This is a genomic window from Niallia endozanthoxylica, from assembly GCF_008710145.1.
Lineage (GTDB): Bacteria > Bacillota > Bacilli > Bacillales > Cytobacillaceae > Bacillus_BD > Bacillus_BD endozanthoxylica.
On record NZ_VYKL01000044.1, the window covers coordinates 19,205 to 37,902 of the forward strand.

The window sequence follows — 18,698 nt, forward strand, 5'->3', positions numbered from 1 at the left end:
TCTTGATTTACTATTATTTTTAGGACTTACCCACTTTGTGGAATCATATTCCCATTTCGATTATAATCCATGTCAAACCAAGCCATCCGTAGTTGCGGAGGCCAAAATTCTCTAAAAAAAGTTGCGAAGGGCTTAGCGGTTGTGTCAAAATATACTTGGATTGAGTCTTTGCTTTTCGCATGGACTTCGCAGCGGATATGAAAGAGATGATCAACTACTTGGCCGTGGGTGATTTCTTCTTTCCTATCCGTTTTTTGATTATATTTCCACTGCGCAAATCGAACGAGGACTTCCGCTGTGAAAAGAATACTTAAATGGGCATGGATATGATTTTCATTTGTGGAATGACAATTGTTTAACCCTAATTCTTGTTTCGCGTTTCTGAAAAAGACCTCAATTGACCATCTTCTTTTGTAATTTTGTACGACTTCTACAGCTGTAAAGTCTGTATTATTAGATAGAAGTAACGCAAATATCCCTTTGGCATTGCCTTGTTCAAGATCTTCTTGTAAGTTTGCTGTTACAACAGCTGAAACAGGTTTTAGAATAGGCTTTTTAAGATAGCCCTGTCCATGATGAATTTCATCTATTTTAATGTATATATCTTTAAAGGCCATACACACGGATTTCTTTCTTCTCCAGAAAGCAAAAAGGGGTTTCGCCTCTTTAAATAGCGCTTCGGGAAGAATTTCAATAAAACGTTCCTTCCCCCGAATCATCACTTTCCGATAGAGCAGGGTATTTTTTCTTGCTTTCGTTACCCAATCAAATTCAAGTTTTTCAATTTCAAGATAAAGGCTCTTCACAAAATACCAACTATCCATCGCTACACATAAACGTACCGGACGAGGGAGTTGTTCTTTTAAGGCTTGTAACATCTGAAGGGCTAAATCCAGTTTGGTTAAATGAATCTTGTTCGCCTTTTCTTTATTCCATATGGAATAAAATAAGGGATACTGGAGTCCGTTTGCCTTTCTAGCATGAATGACCACTAGATTCATAGCCTTTACATAGGTATTCGTACAGTGATCAAATAAACGATACAAAAAAGGCATTTTTGTGGCGTGTTCATGAACCACTAAGGTGTCATCTAAGGCGACAACATCTCCGTCAACTAGTTTGGTCTCTTCATCTAATTGAAATTGTCGCACCCGTTTTAAATGAAAGAGATCCCAGTGAAAAGCAGACACCATAAAGCGACTGAGAACCGATTGAGTCACTCCTTTTTGGGAAAACATGGCCTGTAAAAGACGTTCTTTTGAATAGAACTCTACTGTTTTTGAACAAGAAGAGCACTGCGCCAGCAGCCCAATCACTAATAAAAAAGCTAATTGCCAGGTAGGTATGCCACTCTTCTTGTGCATACCACTTTGAGCCATCAATAAGGATAAATCAAATCGATCCCACAACGACTTTACTAAAGGAGCCCCTCCAAAAGAGCTATAGGCAAGTTTTTTGAACTTTGGTTTGTTTAAAGTTGACATCATTCCAACACCCTTAATCAAGAAAGATAGTAGCAATCTACATTTTTACCCTGATTATGGGATTTATTTCAAAAAGTCAGGTACTTTTAGGTATTTTATTTGATCACCTGATGAAATAAAATACCAGTAATTTACAATAAGTGGGTAAGTCCTGATTATTTTGTCTAACGCCAACTGAAATTCATCTCCCACCTCATTGGGCGATCGCCCTTCACATTCCTTGAGGATGGGAGACTTCTTTCGGAAATCTGTTAAATAATATTGGCGTAGGTAGTATAGGCACTGTAAGACTGCCGGGAGAGGTTTCTTGTTGAAAGATAGTAGGAAGCCTAATTATATCTCCTTCAGGGAAATGGCAAGCTGCATCGTATGGAAAGGCTGTTAAAAGCAGAATACACGAGCTGACTACGCTATCCGATTTATCCCGTTCAGGCGTTAATTGGTCATTATCCGGATATGTTGCTGTCCAATCTTCCAATAGTAAACTTCCCATTCTTACGATTCAATATGGAGGAAACAATCTCTACATGTAAATCATTTAGTGAGTTCTCTATCATTTCTAAAATTCTAAGATTTGGTTACTTCTGTTAGATAACAATAAAGGTGTTAAAAACTAATAAAGTTGTTGAATAAATGTTAATGGAGTAAGGGTTATTAAGCCAATTGAACAATGGATTTAAATTATTCCAAATATTGTATAGTAAAATGAGGAAAGGAAATAGATACAGAAAGGACGCTTAATATGAACAAATATAAAATAATTTTATTTGATTTAGACGGAACGCTTTCAGACCCCAAAATAGGTATAACTAAATCTGTTCAGTATGCGTTACAGAAAATGGATATTGATGAACCTAATATCAATAAACTTGAATGTTTTATCGGTCCACCACTTCAAGTTTCATTTGCTGAATATTACAATTTTGATGAAGAATGTACACAAAAGGCCATTCATTTTTACAGAGAAAGGTTCAAGGATAAGGGGATGTTTGAGAATGAGCTATATTCAGATATTCCTTCTCTGTTAAAATCATTAAAAGATCAACAATATATTTTAGTTGTTGCAACTTCAAAGCCTACGGTATTTTCTGAACAAATACTAAAGCATTTTAATATTGACCAGTATTTTGAACTTGTTGTTGGAAGTAATTTGGATGGAACACGAACATCAAAAACTGAAATTATTCAATACATACTTGATAAGTACAATAAGCATAGGCTAGATGATTTTATTATGATTGGTGACAGAAAACACGATATTATCGGTGCAAATAATATTGGTATTGACTCTATTGGAGTAACTTATGGATATGGTTCATTGAAAGAATTAAGTGATTCTAACCCTACACATATTGTTAATAGTGTTGACGAGATAAAAGATGTTTTAATAACAAGTAAAGTTGAATAAATGACGACATTTTATTATTCAGCAAATGGACACGCTTCTTAAGTAAGAAGGTGTTTTCTTTTATCGAGCCATTGTAGAAAAGTATAAGGATTTAAGTTTATATTGAGGAATATCTATAAAAGATAATGGGATAATTGAATAGGTTAGGTGGTATTAAAATGGAAAAAAATATTGGTACAGAAGAAGCGATCAAAAGGTGGGATAGGTATGCCGAAACATACTCAGCAGCACATACTGAACAAGGAGACCTTCATAAGGAAGTTTTTTTAAATCCTACTTTATTATCACTTATGGGAACGGTAAAAAATAAAAAAGTTTTAGATGCTGGATGTGGAGAAGGTTACTTTAGTAGGATTTTAGCTAACTCTGAAGCCATTGTAACAGCAGTAGATTATTCAGAAAAAATGTTAGAAATCGCCAAAGAAAGAACTCCAATTGATTTAAGAATTAATTATAGACATGGAAATTGTGAGAATTTAAATTTTTTAGAGGATAACAGTTTTGACCTAATAATATCGAATATGGTAATACAAGACCTTGCAAATTATGAAAAAGTATTCCAAGAAATGTATCGTCTATTAGTAGATGGAGGATATTTTATTTTTTCAATTTTACATCCTTGTTTTGTTACTCCTGAAAGTGGATGGGAGAAAACAAAGGATGGTGAAAAGCTACATTGGAATGTAGATAAATATTTTTATGAAGGTGTTTATGAACAAAGACTAGGCGATAAAGAAAAAATGCTATTATTCCATAGAACTTTAACCAGCTATGTTAATAATGTAATTAGAGCAGGGTTTATTTTAGAAGGATTAATAGAGCCAAAACCATCTGAAGAAATGTTGAATAAATATCCTTCTTTTGAAGAAGATTTCAGAAGTGCTGATTTTATAGTTTTTAAATTAAGAAAGAAAATTGAATATTGAGGGACTCATTTTATCTATGTCATAAGATTTAAACGACATGTGAGTCTGTCTAACAATATGCTTAGAATTTTTTGAAAAGTTCAATATTATAATCAAGTTTATTAAAAATCTTAGTTTATTGAAGATTTTCTTAAGATGGTTGCCATAATCTCTATCAAATAAAAATGGGCTGATTACTTACGATGATAATCAGGACATTTCGTTGATAAAGCCTTCAGCAAAGAACATTAGTAAAATGTATTTAACATTTAGCTGTCATAAAGACAGCTATTTATATTTTGAGTGGATAAGGAGAATGCTCTTCGATTAATGATTATAGCATTTAGGTATTGTTGTAAGCTTAAGTACTTGAGATGTTTTTTCTAATCTTTCCTACTGACAATAATAACAGTGGTAGAAAAAAACAAATGGTTATGGAATAAGGTGGCAATGTTTTTGTAATATAGTTACTAACATGAACAACATCCGAATGCATAAAAATTGAAAAGGTAATAATTAAAATCCCCAATGGATAAGCAAGAATTTTATAACTTTTCAAGCCCAATACTTGAGCTAGTCCAAGGGACAGTCCATAATAGCAAATCGTAAGTTTGAAATATATAGTAAGGATCCAAATGATAGTGACAATGACTTCAATTCGTTCTAGGAAATCCCCAATACTTATTTTTTTCCCCAATACATAGGCGGCATAGGATTGTCTTGCGGAAGTATCAGTACCCAATATTAAAATACTAAACATAACTAAAATGGTTAGAGTCATTCCACCAATAATTGTTCCTATATAAAAAGTTTTTCTCATTTTGGCTTCTTGGGTCACAAATGGTGTGATCATTAATAATATCGCAAGCTGTAAATAAGGTAGGGACAAATTTGTATATAAGCCATTCATAATAGGCTTCAGACCTTCTCCGAAAATAGGCTGAATATTTTCGAATTTGAGTTCAGGGATTAGTAGCAAAGATAACATCAAAAGCAGCATCATAATCCATGGAAAAAAAATTAATGCTGAGCGGCAGATCACTTCTAATCCCAACCGTACACCTATTAAGCTTGTAAGCACGAACATAATAATAATGATTTCGATGGGTGTTTCCACCATGACTTGAGTGGTAAAAAAATCTCCGATACCTCTGTATCCTCCTCCAAGAATATGAAAAATATAAAATAAATATAAAAACGCAGTTATTTTACCTATCCATTTCCCCAATACTTTTTCATTCATTTCGACAAAAGTCATGAAGGGATAAAGGGAAACTAACTGGTTATATATATAAATGAAAAATAAGCTGAATAAAAGTGTTAAAGCTGAAGCAATCCAGGCATCCTGATTTGCAGTCCCTGCAAGTAAAGAAGGTGCATGAAGTATCGCAGTTCCAATCGTAAAAGCAATGACTATAACATGAAATTCATTAGGATCTATTTTCCCTTTTTCAAGCATAACGGATCTTTCACCTACCCAAACAAGATGACTAAAATATGAAAAATAAGGTTTAAGAATTTATAAAGGCTATTTTTGTTGATTTATTTTTCCTAAGCTTTCCTACGACCAATAACAAGAGTGGCAGAAAAAACAAATGATTAAGGAATAAGGTGCTCGCATATGCGCAACAGAGTAGCGAATACTAACAACATCAGGGTGTATAATGAGAGAAAAAGCACCTATTAAGAATGCTAATGGAAAATGGGAAAATCAGAATTTAGTAGTTCCTTCATCCACCAGAATATTTGAGTTAATCCTAAAGCAAGCCCATAAAAGCAAATCTCCATTATCAAATAAATGGTTAAAACCCAAACGATGGAAACAATCACTTCAATCTGTTCTAATAAATCCCCAATACTAATTTTCTTTCCTAATATGTAAGTTGGATAAGCTTGTTTGGCAGTAATGACCGAACCTAATACTAGAATACAGAAAGTAATCAGAATAGTTAGGATAAATCCCCCAATCAAGGTACAGTATTAAAAGGCTTTTTTCATTTTGGCTTTATCTGTAACAAAGGGAGCGATCATTAAGAATATGGGAAGCTCTGAATAGGGAATCGCAACATTATGATAGGAGCTCCACATAACTGATTTTATCGCTCCTTCAAAAAAGGGCTCAATTCTTTCAAATATGATTTCCGGGATAAGAAGAAGGCATAGGATAATAAGAATTATTACAATCATCTGAATATTTTTTCATTCATTTCAACATAGGTTTGATTCGGATAAAGGGAAGAAATTTGATTATAGAGAAAGATAAATAGGAGACTGACAACAACAGTTAAGACAGAAGCCAACCAAGAATCCCGCTTCGCCAACTTTGCAAGTGCTGCTGGTGTAACAGGAATCGAGGTTCCAATTGTAAGTGTAATTACCAAATTATAGAATTGAAAGATGTCTATTTCCCCTTTTTCAAGTATAAGTTGTTAAAATTCTCCCTAGGTCAGAATTCGTTCCATAAAAGAAGCTACTGGGCTATAAATTTTAATTAACAAGTCAATAGGATTAAGTATGGCAACATCTTTGATGATTAGAATTGATAATGTAAGACCTGTTGTTAGCAGCAGAAAATAGACGACTATTTCTCTCCACCATTTCTTTTTTACAAGGGGAGAGATCTCAAAAAAAGAAATAATCGCCCCAATAAGCAAAACTCCAATGATTGCAAACATGTTTTACTCCTCGATATCTTCTTGAATAGATTCTGTTATTGTACCTAAACGCCGAATATCTGCCTTCACATGAATGCTTACTTCTAAATTTTCAAATTCCTGTTCCCAAGTTGGTTCAAGACGTTTCCAGGCTTTCGGTTCAGCCCGATGTATGGCTTCCCCGAAACCAAAAATATCACTTTGAAAATCTTTCTGGGCCCGATGGATTACTTTTTTCATTTTTTCTTCTATCTGATTTTTGTATTTCTCTTCTATCGCTTTAATAGTTTCCAGTTTCGATAAATCAACCGAGCACTGAACATCACCAATATTGCCTTCTGAATTAATGTGGATGTCAATCTGGGGTTTTCCATTTTTCATTTTCCCTTTCACATCCGTTTTAGAGCGAATCGTTCCAATCGAAATTTTCCCGCCTTCACAAGGGATGTTTACAATTGAACTTTTTATATTATCTGTTATGTAGTTAAATCCCTTACTTTCGTCGCTATTTAACCAACCTATAAGTTTATCCTTCTTAAAAACAGCAATTTGGTCTATCTTTAGCTCAGATTCTGGTGACACATCTTGCACATTGGAAAACTTACTCCCTGTTTTAACATCACCGTAAGCGTAAATTCCTGTTAAAACCGGTTCTTTTCCTTTGCTGGTTATGCTAGAGATTAACTCATCTAATTGAACGGTCTTTGTTCGGGACCATACCGTTTCAGAATTTTCCAAGGCCCCAAATAGTTTATTTGCTGGGATAGGTTCTAGCGCAGTTTGAACATTTAAAATATCGGAAGCAGTACTTCCTTTTGCAACAGTAATAAAAAAGTCTGTCCGCATCTCATGATGTCTAGAAAGAAAATCGAGGGTTTTTGCAATCCCTTCTTTTGCGAATTCCTCGCCAAAGATAATTTGACGAAGATGGGCTAAATAAATTCTTCTTGGTGATTCAACGGATAACATTCTCCCAGCTTCAAGTAATGTATCTCCTGTTTGTTTCATACTTATAACTTCGGTCCGACCAGACCTAACTTGACCAGCGAGCTCTGATGGGTTAATAATTTGAACGGTTAAAAGCAACCCATCATCCGTTTTATCAATCCCTAAAGCAACCGCAATTGCGAGTTCGTTTAGCTCTCTTCTGCTCCAACATCCGCTTAAAAAAATGCTAATGAAAAGAAATATAATGAGTAAATAAATTATTTTTTTCAACTTTTTCCCCCCTGATGCTTATCACGTTCTTTATGAATTTGGAGGCTTTGGTACTGGTGTATCTTCCCGGTCTATGTTTTTTTGATTAACTAGCCGCGGCCGTGTATAAAATAGCCAACGCGGGAGTCGAATAAAGTTATCCTTTTGATCTTGTAATATAAATGGTGCATTCGGTGTTAAATAGGGGATTCCGAAGGATCTTAGGCTATTTAAATGCAGGACCATCACAATTAGTCCTAATGTAATTCCTAACAAACCGAATGATGCTGCAAGAATCATAAGTGGAAATCGTATCAGTCTTGCTGCAATGGCCATATTAAAGGCTGGAGAGACAAAGCTAGAAATCGCCGTTAAAGCAACGACAATCACCATTGTTGCTGAAACAACTCCCGCTTCAACAGCCGCTTGTCCAATAACTAAAGCTCCGACAATCGAAATGGCGGAACCAACAGCTCTAGGCATTCGAACCCCTGCTTCACGCAAAATTTCAAAGGTTGCCTCCATCATTATTGCTTCAACAACTGCTGGAAAAGGAACACCTTCCCGCTGCGAAGCTAGGCTTACCAGTAGCTGCGTAGGAAGCATTTCCTGATGAAACGTTGTTACCGCAATATAGGCAGAGGGTGTTAATAACGCAAGGAAAAAAGCAAAATACCGAAGTAATCGGATGAATGATGAGATATCTGTTCTTTGATAATAATCCTCACTCGATTGGAAAAAGTGGGCAAAAAGAGCAGGAACAATAAGCACAAAGGGGGTCCCATCAACTAGAATGGCAATTCTTCCTTCTAAGATCGCTGCAGCTACTGCATCCGGTCTTTCCGTATTGAAAACGGTTGGAAACGGGGAATATTGATTATCCTGAATCAGCTCTTCAATATAGCCACTTTCAAGGATGGCATCAATGTTAATCTGATTGATACGATTTCGTACCTCGTCCACGATTTTTTCATTGGCAACATTCTTTAAAAACATGATTGCAACATCCGTTTGTGTCTTTGTTCCAATTTGTTTTGTCTCAATCCACAGGTTTGGATCTTTTATTCTTCGGCGGATTAAAGCTGTATTTTTCCTTAATGTTTCCGTAAATCCATCCTTAGGGCCTCTAACCACAGTTTGTGAAGAAGGTTCTTGAACACCCCGATCAGCCCAAACTCTAAAACTAATAGCCAGCCCTTTTGAAAAGCTATTCATTAAGATAATGGCATCACCCGATAACAGGTTTAAGAATAACTTTTTGAAATCACTAATATCTGTTACCCCTGCAACAGGGAGAGATTCTTTTTTTATCGCTTCAAGACAGTCCAATGAATGAAGGTTAGTTGAATCCATTTCGGTATTCCGAATCTTCACCATTAAGGTCTCCAAAACAAATTGTTCAAGTTCTGCTGAACTGGTTAATCCGTCTGTGTATATAACAGCTAATTGAACCTCCCCATTTTTACCAACTTGAACCTCTCTGATGATAATGTCTGTACTATTACCAGTGGTTTTTTTTATGTGTTCTAAATTCAATTTCAAATCGGAATAGATACTCTTTGGTTGTTGGGACTCATTATCCTGCATTTGTTCCTCTTGAGTTTTGATAATTGACTTTTTAGATTTACCATCCGCTTTTTCTTTTAATAATTTTTTTACGGAAATGGGAGCTCGGGATTTCAAGGTTATCACCTCACAGTAAGAATAATGAGTCTTTTATTATAAAGGATAATCTTTTACTTTATCATTTCCCGACAGAAGACTCCCGCTTCAATTTTGTGAAGGGCGTAGCCCAAAAATAAGTGGGAGATGAATGTCGGTTGGTGATAGCTAAAACGCATGTTCTTATGGTGTAATATTCCTGTAAGTTGTTCTTTGAAACTGGATATATGGGGTTGTGACAGGAAACGCTCTGTCACGTAAAATATCCAAGCGTCAATTCGCCTACCACGCACACCGAAGTTGCGAAAACCAAGCTAAAATAGGGTGCGTGGCGGGTTCAACGTACAAGTTTGTAACACTTGCAGGAGGCTCACGCCACTTGTACTGCTAACCGTCGGTGCGACGGGGATAGCCTGCTAAAAAACTGAAGGATACTTCGGTGTTCGCAGGAATCTTCATCTTCAAATTTCGTCAGAAATTAAGGTGCAGTAGTTCAAAGGGTGGTTGCCTACACAATTGTAGGTTATTTCCTTTATAAGCATTATTTGTAATTGCAAAGGTTTTTATTTATTTTTTTCAAAGAATTTAGCACGGTAGACGTGTAATGAAATCTTGGATATCGTTTTTATTACCGAATTGATGCATATAAGAAAAAATGAATGTTGTACTTTTACTCTGAAGGTTCAATAACACTTTTGTTTATTCTTATAGCTTTGATTATGTACAGCAACTAAAATGAATGGATTGAAATAGTAGGATTATTATTAAGTGTTACTTTACTTTGTTTTTTACTAATCACATTTCTCTATAACGTTTCTATAAAAGAAATAAAAAATTATTATAGTAAAAAAATGTAAAAAAGTATTTAAACAAGCCGAAAATATGCAAGTTTTTATTCATTCCTTGCATATTTTCGGCTTGTTTAGATTCAAAAAACATACGGACATAAACAGCATTATTAAATTGCTAAATAAAGTAAAAGAAGTAATATAGTTTAGCAGAGAGGGGGGGGCATTATGTGTTAATTAAAGTTTTTCCTTTTAACCAATTAAGCATTTTTTCATCGTTTTTATTGTTTTGACGCTTATTCTCTTTCCTTAAGTATCGAGAAAGGGTAGTGTGGGCAATTCCGATTTCTTCAGCTGCCTGACGTATACTCATATTTAATTGCTGAATCGTTTCTCCCATGGTTTCAGGCGATAATGTAATTTCCTCTTTTGCATCAAGATCAAAAGCTTGTTGTTGAAATTTGACCGGTTTCGGTTTCTTGCTTGTCTGTGGTGTTTTTTCAATGGCAGCTACTTCTAAAGTAGAAGCAGATTCTCTCATTGCATATGTTGGACTGCTGGCAATCTTTGCATCTTCCGTTCTTAACGAGGTGCCTTCTAAATTTGAAGGATGTATCTTTTCTAAAATGGTTTGATCAAGAATAGCTTGGGTGGAAAGCTCCACATTCTTTTTATAGCCTTGAAGTAAGTCGTCTGTTGGATAAATACTAATACTATAGTTGATCCAATCCTTATACCAGCCTTTTTTTCCGACGATAGATTCATCAAAGACTTCTTTATACTCCCAATCTTTTATAACCCCATCAGATTTAAAGTCATCCAATACATTTTCTAACTTATCCTTTTTGTCACTCCAGTTATAGCGTATAGGAATATCCATCTCTTTTAATAACGTTGCTATTTTAAATGGCTGAGTCAATTTAGATTTGAGTCGGATTCGCATCTTCCATTGCCGATCAATGTATCGCAGCAGCCGTTTATGCTCTTTTTGTGTCTGATGGCTATATTGAAAAACCTTGAGGTGTAATAACCCAATCATTTGGCTAGACGCACTAATTAAAGGGGTCAGTATGGCTGTTGGTTTAATTTGAAGTGCATAGACGCCTTGTGCTTCTCCGGTCTTCTTATCATAGGCCACACGTATTGCTCCAATATCAAACATTCGCTTAAAATCTTGAAAATCATATTGTTTATCTTCTTGAGTAATAATTTTACCCTCACTTAAAGACACCCACATGCTTGATAGAGCGACAACTCGTTTCATGATATTAAAACGATCACGTTCTCTAATTATTAACCCTTTTGCACTTGTCTGCTCTTCAGTGTCCGGTGTATGTCTTAACCGTAAAGCATCATTGCTATGAAATTCAATATATCCTTCACTGTTTTTAGGAGATAACAGCCATAAATAGGTAATTAAGTCAAATAAATCTGCTGTCCATTCATCTAATGAATTGTAGGCTGAATCAACTAACTTCATCCAAAGGTCTTCTTGATCTTCCTTAAGTAATATGTTTGTTGTTTGAGTGGGGCGGAGTTCGGCCATTCCTCTAAAGTTGCCTTTGTTATCAATCAGATCAGCAGCCAATTGACCCTCACCCCTTTCTTTAAATTCCTTCTTTTTAGCTACAATATTCCGTATCATATGGTAGTCATTATCCATACTGGTGTATAAATAATCTTGTTCCATGGCCTGATCAATGGTTTTTTCGTTCAAACTTAGATTGACCTCTTCATGAAATTCATTGTATAAAAAACTCGATAGGGTAGCCTGGATGGTTCCTGAATGTCTTTGAACGGCTTCTTTTATCATGCCTTTTGTAATATGTTTTTGAAAATATAAGCCTTCTGTCAGGAAAACGTATAATGTTTTAAAACTCGGGCTCATTCCGGCAGGAGGATATTGATTCCTGATTTCATCCTCAGTCATTTGATAGGCCTCACTGAACCATTTTTCTATAATACTTGGTCGGTCTTGAAAAAGATATTTAGTTTCTTCAAATATAGCAATCTTTAATAAATGATACGGTAGTATTAATTGATCCTCAATTTCCGAATAATTGGTCGTCAGCAACTATAACCCTCCTCTGCCTTTTTTCTATGCTCCCTTAACGGCCAGAAGGGGTTATAGCATTATGCTTTTGGATTAAATCCTTAACAGCTTCATCCAACAAGCGCGACATGGGGATACGAGTCACCGCAGAAAGCTCTTTTAACTTTTCTAGTAATTTCGTGTCTAAAGTATTTCCTATTCTCGTTCTAGTTTTTAGATCACTCATTTGCACCACTCCTCGACAAAAATATGTACATAAACTTATATAAGTTTATAGTAATCTATTTAAAATAAAAACGCACCATAAATTTGCACCACTCTGTCCAACATGTGTATCAAAATGATTTAAAATGCACCACTTCGTCCAAATCATTCGGAAGAAAGAAGGATTTTATAGAACTTCTCGAACGAGAAAACCCACTTCTTAAGCTATGGGAGTAGTCAATAAGTGAAATGTCTATTACTATAGTTTCCTTTGCACCAAATGGTAGAATAAAGTTGGTTATTAAAGCCTTTTAAAAGATATCTAAACTAAATAGGGTAAAATGCACCACTCATTTGCACCACCTCGTCCAACTTGTTCCTCAATTTCATTAAAATGCACCACCCCGTCCAACTCGTACCCCAATCCCATTAAAAATGCACCATTTCGTCTAACCTGTGTGGAAAAAGGCACAGTTTTGAACCAGTAAAAATAGTCGTTAATCCCACTTCGTCCAACCCGTGTGTCAGAAAATGTTAATATATCAATGATTTTAGAAAAAATTAAAACTAATATTTAGAAAATGCACCACGTATTCGTACTATTTCGTCCAACCTGCGTGGAAAAAATGCACCACTCATTTGCACCACTCCGTCCAACCTGTGTGTCAAAATACAAAATGGGTAAGCACAAAACTCAAGTAAATGAACGCTTTTTCATGTACATATTAAAATAAGCATAAACGGAAAAAATGGTGCATTTTAATTATTTTGGTGCATTTCTCCGTCCAACCCGTGCAATAAAAAAATTTCAAAGTTTTTTTCTATCCCTTGGGGCGCTTGACTTCAAGGGCCTTTTTTTTTTGGTGCATTTTCTCTTAGAGAGAGCCATTTTTCAAAAATTGAGTTCGCTATAATCTTTTTAATAAATATTGGTCGAAATAACAGTTTTATTAGGAAAGAAGGTGAACTAGATAATGAATGCAATTAAAAATGTATCACGTAATGTCGTATCAGCAGTGGAAATCATGCAGTTTATGACACATAACAGTCTATTTTTATACAAGAAAAAGGGATCTAAGGTTTCACATGATAAATTGAAAACATATGAAGTAAAAGAAAATCAAAATCCATTCCGTAAAGGTGTGGTCTTTGTTACACCTTCAAAGGAAGATCTTGTTGAAGGGAAGGGATATGTCGTTACTTCCTATGAAACGCTCCATGAAAAAAGAAACTCTTTATCTCATTGGACCCCTAATACTTTTCGAGGTGGTACATACTATAATTTTCATAGACGGATCATCAAAGGGCATACGCGTGATAACCTAAAACAAATCAATGTGATCGGGTTTGATATTGATACAAAAGAAATTGATCTTTATGCCCTTTATTTGGGGTGCGAAGAATTAGGATTACCACGCCCTAACTTATTGTTAGAGACTCCTAGAGGTTTTCAAGTTTTCTTTGTTTTGGATACACCTTTTTATATACATAGAAATCAAGATTATAAGTCTCTAAGAGTAGCAGAACGCTTAACAGATAACATTCGTAAAGCATTGTCTACGTATGTACCAGTGGATACAAATTGTGCACCATTTGGGTTTTACCGCATACCAAGAGAGGATAATGTGCTTGATTTTTATGATGAACCGGCTAATACAAGAGAGCTCCTGTCCTGGTCTAAGAACTATGAAGAACAAGAAAACAGAACCTTTTTACGTGTTGTTTACAATAAAGACAGTGCAGCAATCGATCAAGCGTCATCAGATTGGTATCGTGCGCTTATTAGTGCTACAAATATTGACAGAGGCCATCATAGTGCTAGTCGAAATAATGCATTAATGACACTAGCTCTTGCTAATTATGCAAGTGGACGTTCCATTGAGGATGCTTACGATGAATTAGATCAATTCAATAGTAATTTAGCTAATCCGTTGTCTAAAAGTGAGTTTGAGAGAACATTGAAAAGCGCTTATTCCGGTAAGTATAAGGGAGTAAAGCGTTCTTATGTTGAAGGTTTATTAGAAATTTGGACAGATGGACAGACTCAATTTTCTGGAAGAGAAGGCTGGTACAAATTTAAAAAGCCGCGTGAGGAAAGAGTACGATCCCATTATGAGGAACGGGAAGAAGATATCCTTGCCTATTTGACAGCACATACAAGCCGGGAAAATCCCTTTTTAGAGGGTTCTTTAAGTATGCTTGCTGAAAAATTCGGAATGGCTGTCTCAACACTTAAAGAAGTTTTGAAACGTTCAACTAAGCTTATCAAACGAACGGTTGGCCGTGGTCGTGCAGCTGTTACGAAAGTGGCTACTCGATCCATGCTGTTTAAAAGCATGCTTCTTTTACGTAAAAGACAGATTAAACAAGCCCAACTAACATTTGCTGAACTATTACCAGAGTTAAATGCATCTTTTCGTACACTAGAGATTCCATCCTTAGAAGAGAAATTACTCCTTCATGAGGTTGATTTATTGTACCGGGCTGGAGAGTCTCCACCAGATCGAATGACTAGTTGAAAATTAATAAGCCAGTCTGCCAATACATATCTATATTCTCCTTCTCTGGGTTTGTTTTTGCTATTCTTGGTGTTTATTGATTTTTAACTTAGCTCTATTTATGGAGGATGGATTAATTAGATTTATAAAGACTATATGGGGTATTGGTTTAGTTATTTTAATGTTATGTGTATTTAGTTCATTGTGTTAATTACACATACTTGATTAATAGTGGTGGGCGCTAGGATATTGATAATTTGTAGGGTTAACAATATTTGAAAGAGTTATATAGGAGTTATATGGAAATTATGGATAGGTATTTCTTATGGGGGAGTTTGAAGATAAGTATTTACAATGTTAAGAATTTTGATAAGAGTGATTGCAATGGTGGTTTTAGGTATCCTAATAACAAGATTCCTTCCATTCATCGTTTTCCCATCGGGTAAACCCACGCCGAAATATGTTCAATTTCTCGGGTAAGTGTTACCTTCAGCGGTCATTGGACTTTTGGTTATTTATTGTTTTAAGGATGTAAGATTATTATCTGGAAGTCATGGTATCCCTGAATTTTTAGGAGTGGCAATTGTTGTACTTCTTCATGTTTGGAAGAAAAATATGCTCTTTTCAATTGCAAGTGGAAGGATATGTTAGATGTTATTCGTGCAGATAGTTTTTTAAAATATTACAAATACCCAATATGGGGTAGATATAAATGAAGGAGAGAATTGATGAGTATGAAATTTATGAAAAATATTATGAACAAATATATGATCATGTTAAAAATAACCGTTATGTTCATTCGTTAGGTATCCAATTAACAAAGTTTGAAGCTGGATTTACAGAAGCAACAATAAAGGTGCAAAGCCATATGGTAAATGCATATGGGACTGTTATGTATGCTTTAGCTGACCATGCTTTTTCCGTAGCGTGTAATTTTTCATGACTTAATAGGTTTTGAATAACATCTAGAGGTGCTCCATAATGTAATAAGTGGGTTGCATTGTTGTGCTTTAGTTGGTGTGGATGAATGTCTTTGTTATTACTAGCGCGGTTTGAAATCTGCTTAATAATGTATTGCATCTGGGCAATGCTCATTCGATGAGGATCCCGTTCCGTGACAAAAATAGCAGTGTCCCTGTCTTCACGATTATTTAGGTATCGTTTTAACCAAATTTCGCAGGGGATATTGAAATAGACTTCCCGTTTCTTATCGCCTTTACCTCTGATAATGGCGGATCGGTTCGACCAATTAATTCTACATCTATCTAATGAAACAATTTCTCCTATTCGGTATTCAGTGGAAAACATGAATTTAAACAGAGCCATTTCCATTGGGGTGCAGCATGCTTCACGTAAATGCTCAATTTCCATTTCTATAAGAAATTTTGGGATTCCTTTCCCGGTTTTAGGTTCTTTAATTTTAGCGGAGGGGTTTTGGGGAATATGCTCTTCTTTATGAGACCATCGAAACAATGATTTCATAAAACGAATTCGATGAGCCAAACTTGCAGGCTTAAGGTTTTCACTTGGTTTTGCTACATAAGATTTTAATTGTTCCGTAGTAATCGTATCAAGTTGAACATCTTTTACAAAGCGAATCAGTAACGCTGATTGAAGTTTATATGCTTTTAATGTTTTCGGCGAAAAACCTTCGATTCGTTTATCAGATTCATACGTCTCCCATGCTTTAGATAATAACAAATTTGCTCTCTCCTAATAATATCTTTTTAAAAAAATTATTGACCGGATTTACAAAATTGAAACGGCAGATCTTATTAAGCTAAAGTGGTAGGTTAGTACAATTAAGACTTTAATCATAATTCATATTACCCTAATATATTGGGAATACTTTTATATAAATTTGAATTGAACAAAGGAGAGGAAGGGAGGGACAGTGTTTAAAAGGAGTAATAACAGTAACAAAATTTATTATTTAGGACTTATTTTTTTACATAGCGTTCTTTTGTTGTATGTTTTTTGTAAAAAGAATAACAAAAGAGAGATTTTCCTCACATTTTTATCACTAATGGGATTAACTTATCATTTTGAATATCCAATATATATACTGAAAGGATATAAATATAAAACAAATATTATAAAAAACAAAGAACAAGATAATTCATTTGGCTCTGTTTTGTCTCAAGGGTTATTTGTTCCCTCGGCTGCAATTTTTATTTCAGCTTTTAATTTCGGATGGAGCATAAAGTTATTGTTTACTATTTATTTTGCATTAATTGAAAGGTGTTTTTTAAAGTTAAATATATACAAAAATAATTGGTGGCGTACAACATATACATCAATTTTAATTTTTACTTTCTTTTTTATAAGTGATGTTTTGTATAAAGGTATTAGGGGCGGGAACAAGTTAATTTTAAAACTGACTTTAAATAATGTGTTTCACGTAACTTATATGAATGTGTTATTTTTACTTTCTATGTTTAAAAAGTTCAAATATCAACCTGTATCATTTACTACAAAACCTTGGTATTATCACTACGCATTTGTAAAGATTTACACCGTTATCGAGACCATTATGACAACTTATTTTTTGGAGCAGAAGAAAAAATGGAAAAGGTTTCTACCCATTTTAATAACTTTAATCTGCGATTCTTTTTTTCATAAAATAAAAATCTTAAAAGTAAAAGGGAGCTATTGGGCATATCTTTTTCAAGCAAGATTTGTCCCTCATTTAATGGCATTCCTGTTTAAAAAGTGGATTGAAAAGTACGAATAAAATCACTTGCACTTTAGGCCGTTCCTTACAAGCCCGTGATTTCAGTCACGGGTTGTTGAGTGTGTTGGATAATGTATCTATATTTTGGATAAGCTTTTCTTCACAATGTTTACAACCAATTATAATTTTGAACTCATTTTATGATCTTGATTTTTGTATTATTTAATAAATAATACATCTATAAAAGGCTTTAAATCAATATTTTGCAAAATTCCAAAAATTATTGATATTTTCAATAAAATACCGTATAGTATTACATAAAATAATAGTGTATACATTTTAGTGGAAAATAGTGGTGAATATGTGGTAGTTTTAATTTACTTAAAACCTACCATGCTCTTGGGTTTATATCAAATATCATATTAACGCCAAGAGATAAACTTTTTTGTAAATTTTTTAAAAACCCTTTTTATTAAGATAAAAATTAGGACAAGAGAGTGAAGAAATACATTAATTAGAAATTAGAGATTGTATAGTAATAAAGAGGCCTAAACAGATTTGACCTTTATGATAGTAGTGCGTTTATTTAGATGTAATTCAGGTCTAATGTGTTTATTATTATTGGGCTTATTTATTTATAAAAATCCAATAGAAAGTCAGAATGACCATTTCTATATCTATTTTCAAACTTGTAAAGTGAGAGATTAGATAGGAAATTAGGGTGTCATTTTTGGCTTTCTATTTTTTTGTTCCCACTTTTCTTTATTTATAAATTAATTTCAAGCCAAAGGAAGGATTCATATACATAATATTCAACGATTTGAGGAGAACAGGTCTATCCTCTTAAAAATTTAATGAGGGTAAAAACAAACCAGAGAAAATCTCTGATTAAGGGGGGTGAGTATGTTTTTAAAAAATGTTTACTCTATTCGACTCAATAGACAAGACACTTTAATAAAAGACTATCTAAAAAAATATCCAGTAGCTAATCAATCCTTGATTATTAAAAGCTTGATTATTGATGGTATTCATGCTCGTCAAAATGAAGCACACGGTATTAAAGGGGCCAATGAAAAATTAGAAGAAATCTTAGTGCTACTAAAAAAAATGCAGATATTAGAAAAGTCTACGAAGGGTATACAACTGGAAGAGGGGAATTAGGAGCATGATT

Annotated in this window: 15 protein-coding genes and 2 pseudogenes; 6 read left to right on the forward strand and 11 right to left on the reverse strand. The window is 34.4% G+C overall.

Going from position 1 to position 18,698, the window contains the following annotated elements; genetic code table 11:
* Window positions 1–26: 26 nt before the first annotated feature.
* Complete coding sequence (locus F4V44_RS23135; RefSeq protein WP_150442376.1) at window positions 27–1,487, reverse strand: transposase; 1,461 nt, start codon at window positions 1,485–1,487, stop codon at window positions 27–29.
* Window positions 1,488–1,695: 208 nt separating this feature from the next.
* Window positions 1,696–1,962, reverse strand: coding sequence for a hypothetical protein (locus F4V44_RS23140; protein WP_150442377.1), 267 nt, complete (start codon window positions 1,960–1,962; stop codon window positions 1,696–1,698).
* Between the two features lie 264 nt (window positions 1,963–2,226).
* Here F4V44_RS23140 and F4V44_RS23145 point away from each other — a divergent pair, with 264 nt between their 5' ends.
* A complete protein-coding gene (locus tag F4V44_RS23145; RefSeq protein WP_150442378.1) occupies window positions 2,227–2,892 on the forward strand; it encodes an HAD family hydrolase in 666 nt (221 codons plus the stop codon).
* A gap of 158 nt (window positions 2,893–3,050) precedes the next feature.
* Complete coding sequence (locus F4V44_RS23150; RefSeq protein WP_150442379.1) at window positions 3,051–3,818, forward strand: class I SAM-dependent methyltransferase; 768 nt, start codon at window positions 3,051–3,053, stop codon at window positions 3,816–3,818.
* 340 nt (window positions 3,819–4,158) lie between these two features.
* Here F4V44_RS23150 and F4V44_RS23155 read toward each other — a convergent pair whose 3' ends face one another.
* From F4V44_RS23155 to F4V44_RS23195, 8 genes and pseudogenes are all read right to left on the reverse strand, one after another.
* On the reverse strand, window positions 4,159–5,256 hold the full coding sequence (locus F4V44_RS23155; protein ID WP_150442380.1) for a GerAB/ArcD/ProY family transporter: 1,098 nt from the start codon (window positions 5,254–5,256) through the stop codon (window positions 4,159–4,161).
* Window positions 5,257–5,489: 233 nt separating this feature from the next.
* Window positions 5,490–5,984 (reverse strand): annotated as a pseudogene (locus tag F4V44_RS28465) (GerAB/ArcD/ProY family transporter).
* Window positions 5,981–6,220 (reverse strand): GerAB/ArcD/ProY family transporter, encoded by a 240-nt coding sequence (locus F4V44_RS28470; RefSeq protein WP_150442397.1) that lies wholly within the window; start codon window positions 6,218–6,220, stop codon window positions 5,981–5,983. The pseudogene F4V44_RS28465 and the gene F4V44_RS28470 overlap by 4 nt, the downstream one beginning before the upstream one ends.
* Before the next feature lie 18 nt (window positions 6,221–6,238).
* A complete protein-coding gene (locus tag F4V44_RS23175; RefSeq protein ID WP_150442383.1) occupies window positions 6,239–6,472 on the reverse strand; it encodes a hypothetical protein in 234 nt (77 codons plus the stop codon).
* A 3-nt stretch (window positions 6,473–6,475) separates the two neighbouring features.
* Window positions 6,476–7,669, reverse strand: coding sequence for a Ger(x)C family spore germination protein (locus tag F4V44_RS23180; protein WP_223882011.1), 1,194 nt, complete (start codon window positions 7,667–7,669; stop codon window positions 6,476–6,478).
* A gap of 30 nt (window positions 7,670–7,699) precedes the next feature.
* Complete coding sequence (locus F4V44_RS23185; RefSeq protein ID WP_191090825.1) at window positions 7,700–9,235, reverse strand: spore germination protein; 1,536 nt, start codon at window positions 9,233–9,235, stop codon at window positions 7,700–7,702.
* 1,089 nt (window positions 9,236–10,324) lie between these two features.
* Entirely contained in the window at window positions 10,325–12,172 is a 1,848-nt protein-coding gene (locus tag F4V44_RS23190; RefSeq protein WP_223882012.1) for a helix-turn-helix domain-containing protein, read from the reverse strand.
* 34 nt (window positions 12,173–12,206) lie between these two features.
* Window positions 12,207–12,377, reverse strand: a complete 171-nt coding sequence (locus F4V44_RS23195; RefSeq protein ID WP_150442384.1) for a ribbon-helix-helix domain-containing protein — start codon at window positions 12,375–12,377, stop codon at window positions 12,207–12,209.
* Between the two features lie 952 nt (window positions 12,378–13,329).
* Between F4V44_RS23195 and F4V44_RS23200 the strand changes: the two genes are divergently transcribed.
* Both F4V44_RS23200 and F4V44_RS23205 read left to right on the forward strand, forming a co-directional pair.
* On the forward strand, window positions 13,330–14,874 hold the full coding sequence (locus F4V44_RS23200; RefSeq protein WP_150442385.1) for a primase C-terminal domain-containing protein: 1,545 nt from the start codon (window positions 13,330–13,332) through the stop codon (window positions 14,872–14,874).
* 333 nt (window positions 14,875–15,207) lie between these two features.
* Window positions 15,208–15,504, forward strand: a pseudogene (locus F4V44_RS23205) (branched-chain amino acid transporter permease).
* A gap of 144 nt (window positions 15,505–15,648) precedes the next feature.
* Here the strand turns inward: F4V44_RS23205 and F4V44_RS23210 are convergent.
* Window positions 15,649–16,554 carry a tyrosine-type recombinase/integrase gene (locus F4V44_RS23210; protein ID WP_150442386.1) on the reverse strand — a complete coding sequence of 302 codons (906 nt, stop codon included), beginning with the start codon at window positions 16,552–16,554 and terminating at the stop codon, window positions 15,649–15,651.
* Between the two features lie 193 nt (window positions 16,555–16,747).
* On the opposite strand from F4V44_RS23210, the gene F4V44_RS23215 reads away from it, so the two are divergent.
* Window positions 16,748–17,587 (forward strand): hypothetical protein, encoded by an 840-nt coding sequence (locus tag F4V44_RS23215; protein ID WP_150442387.1) that lies wholly within the window; start codon window positions 16,748–16,750, stop codon window positions 17,585–17,587.
* An 843-nt stretch (window positions 17,588–18,430) separates the two neighbouring features.
* Window positions 18,431–18,688 (forward strand): hypothetical protein, encoded by a 258-nt coding sequence (locus tag F4V44_RS23220; protein WP_150442388.1) that lies wholly within the window; start codon window positions 18,431–18,433, stop codon window positions 18,686–18,688.
* Window positions 18,689–18,698: the final 10 nt, after the last annotated feature.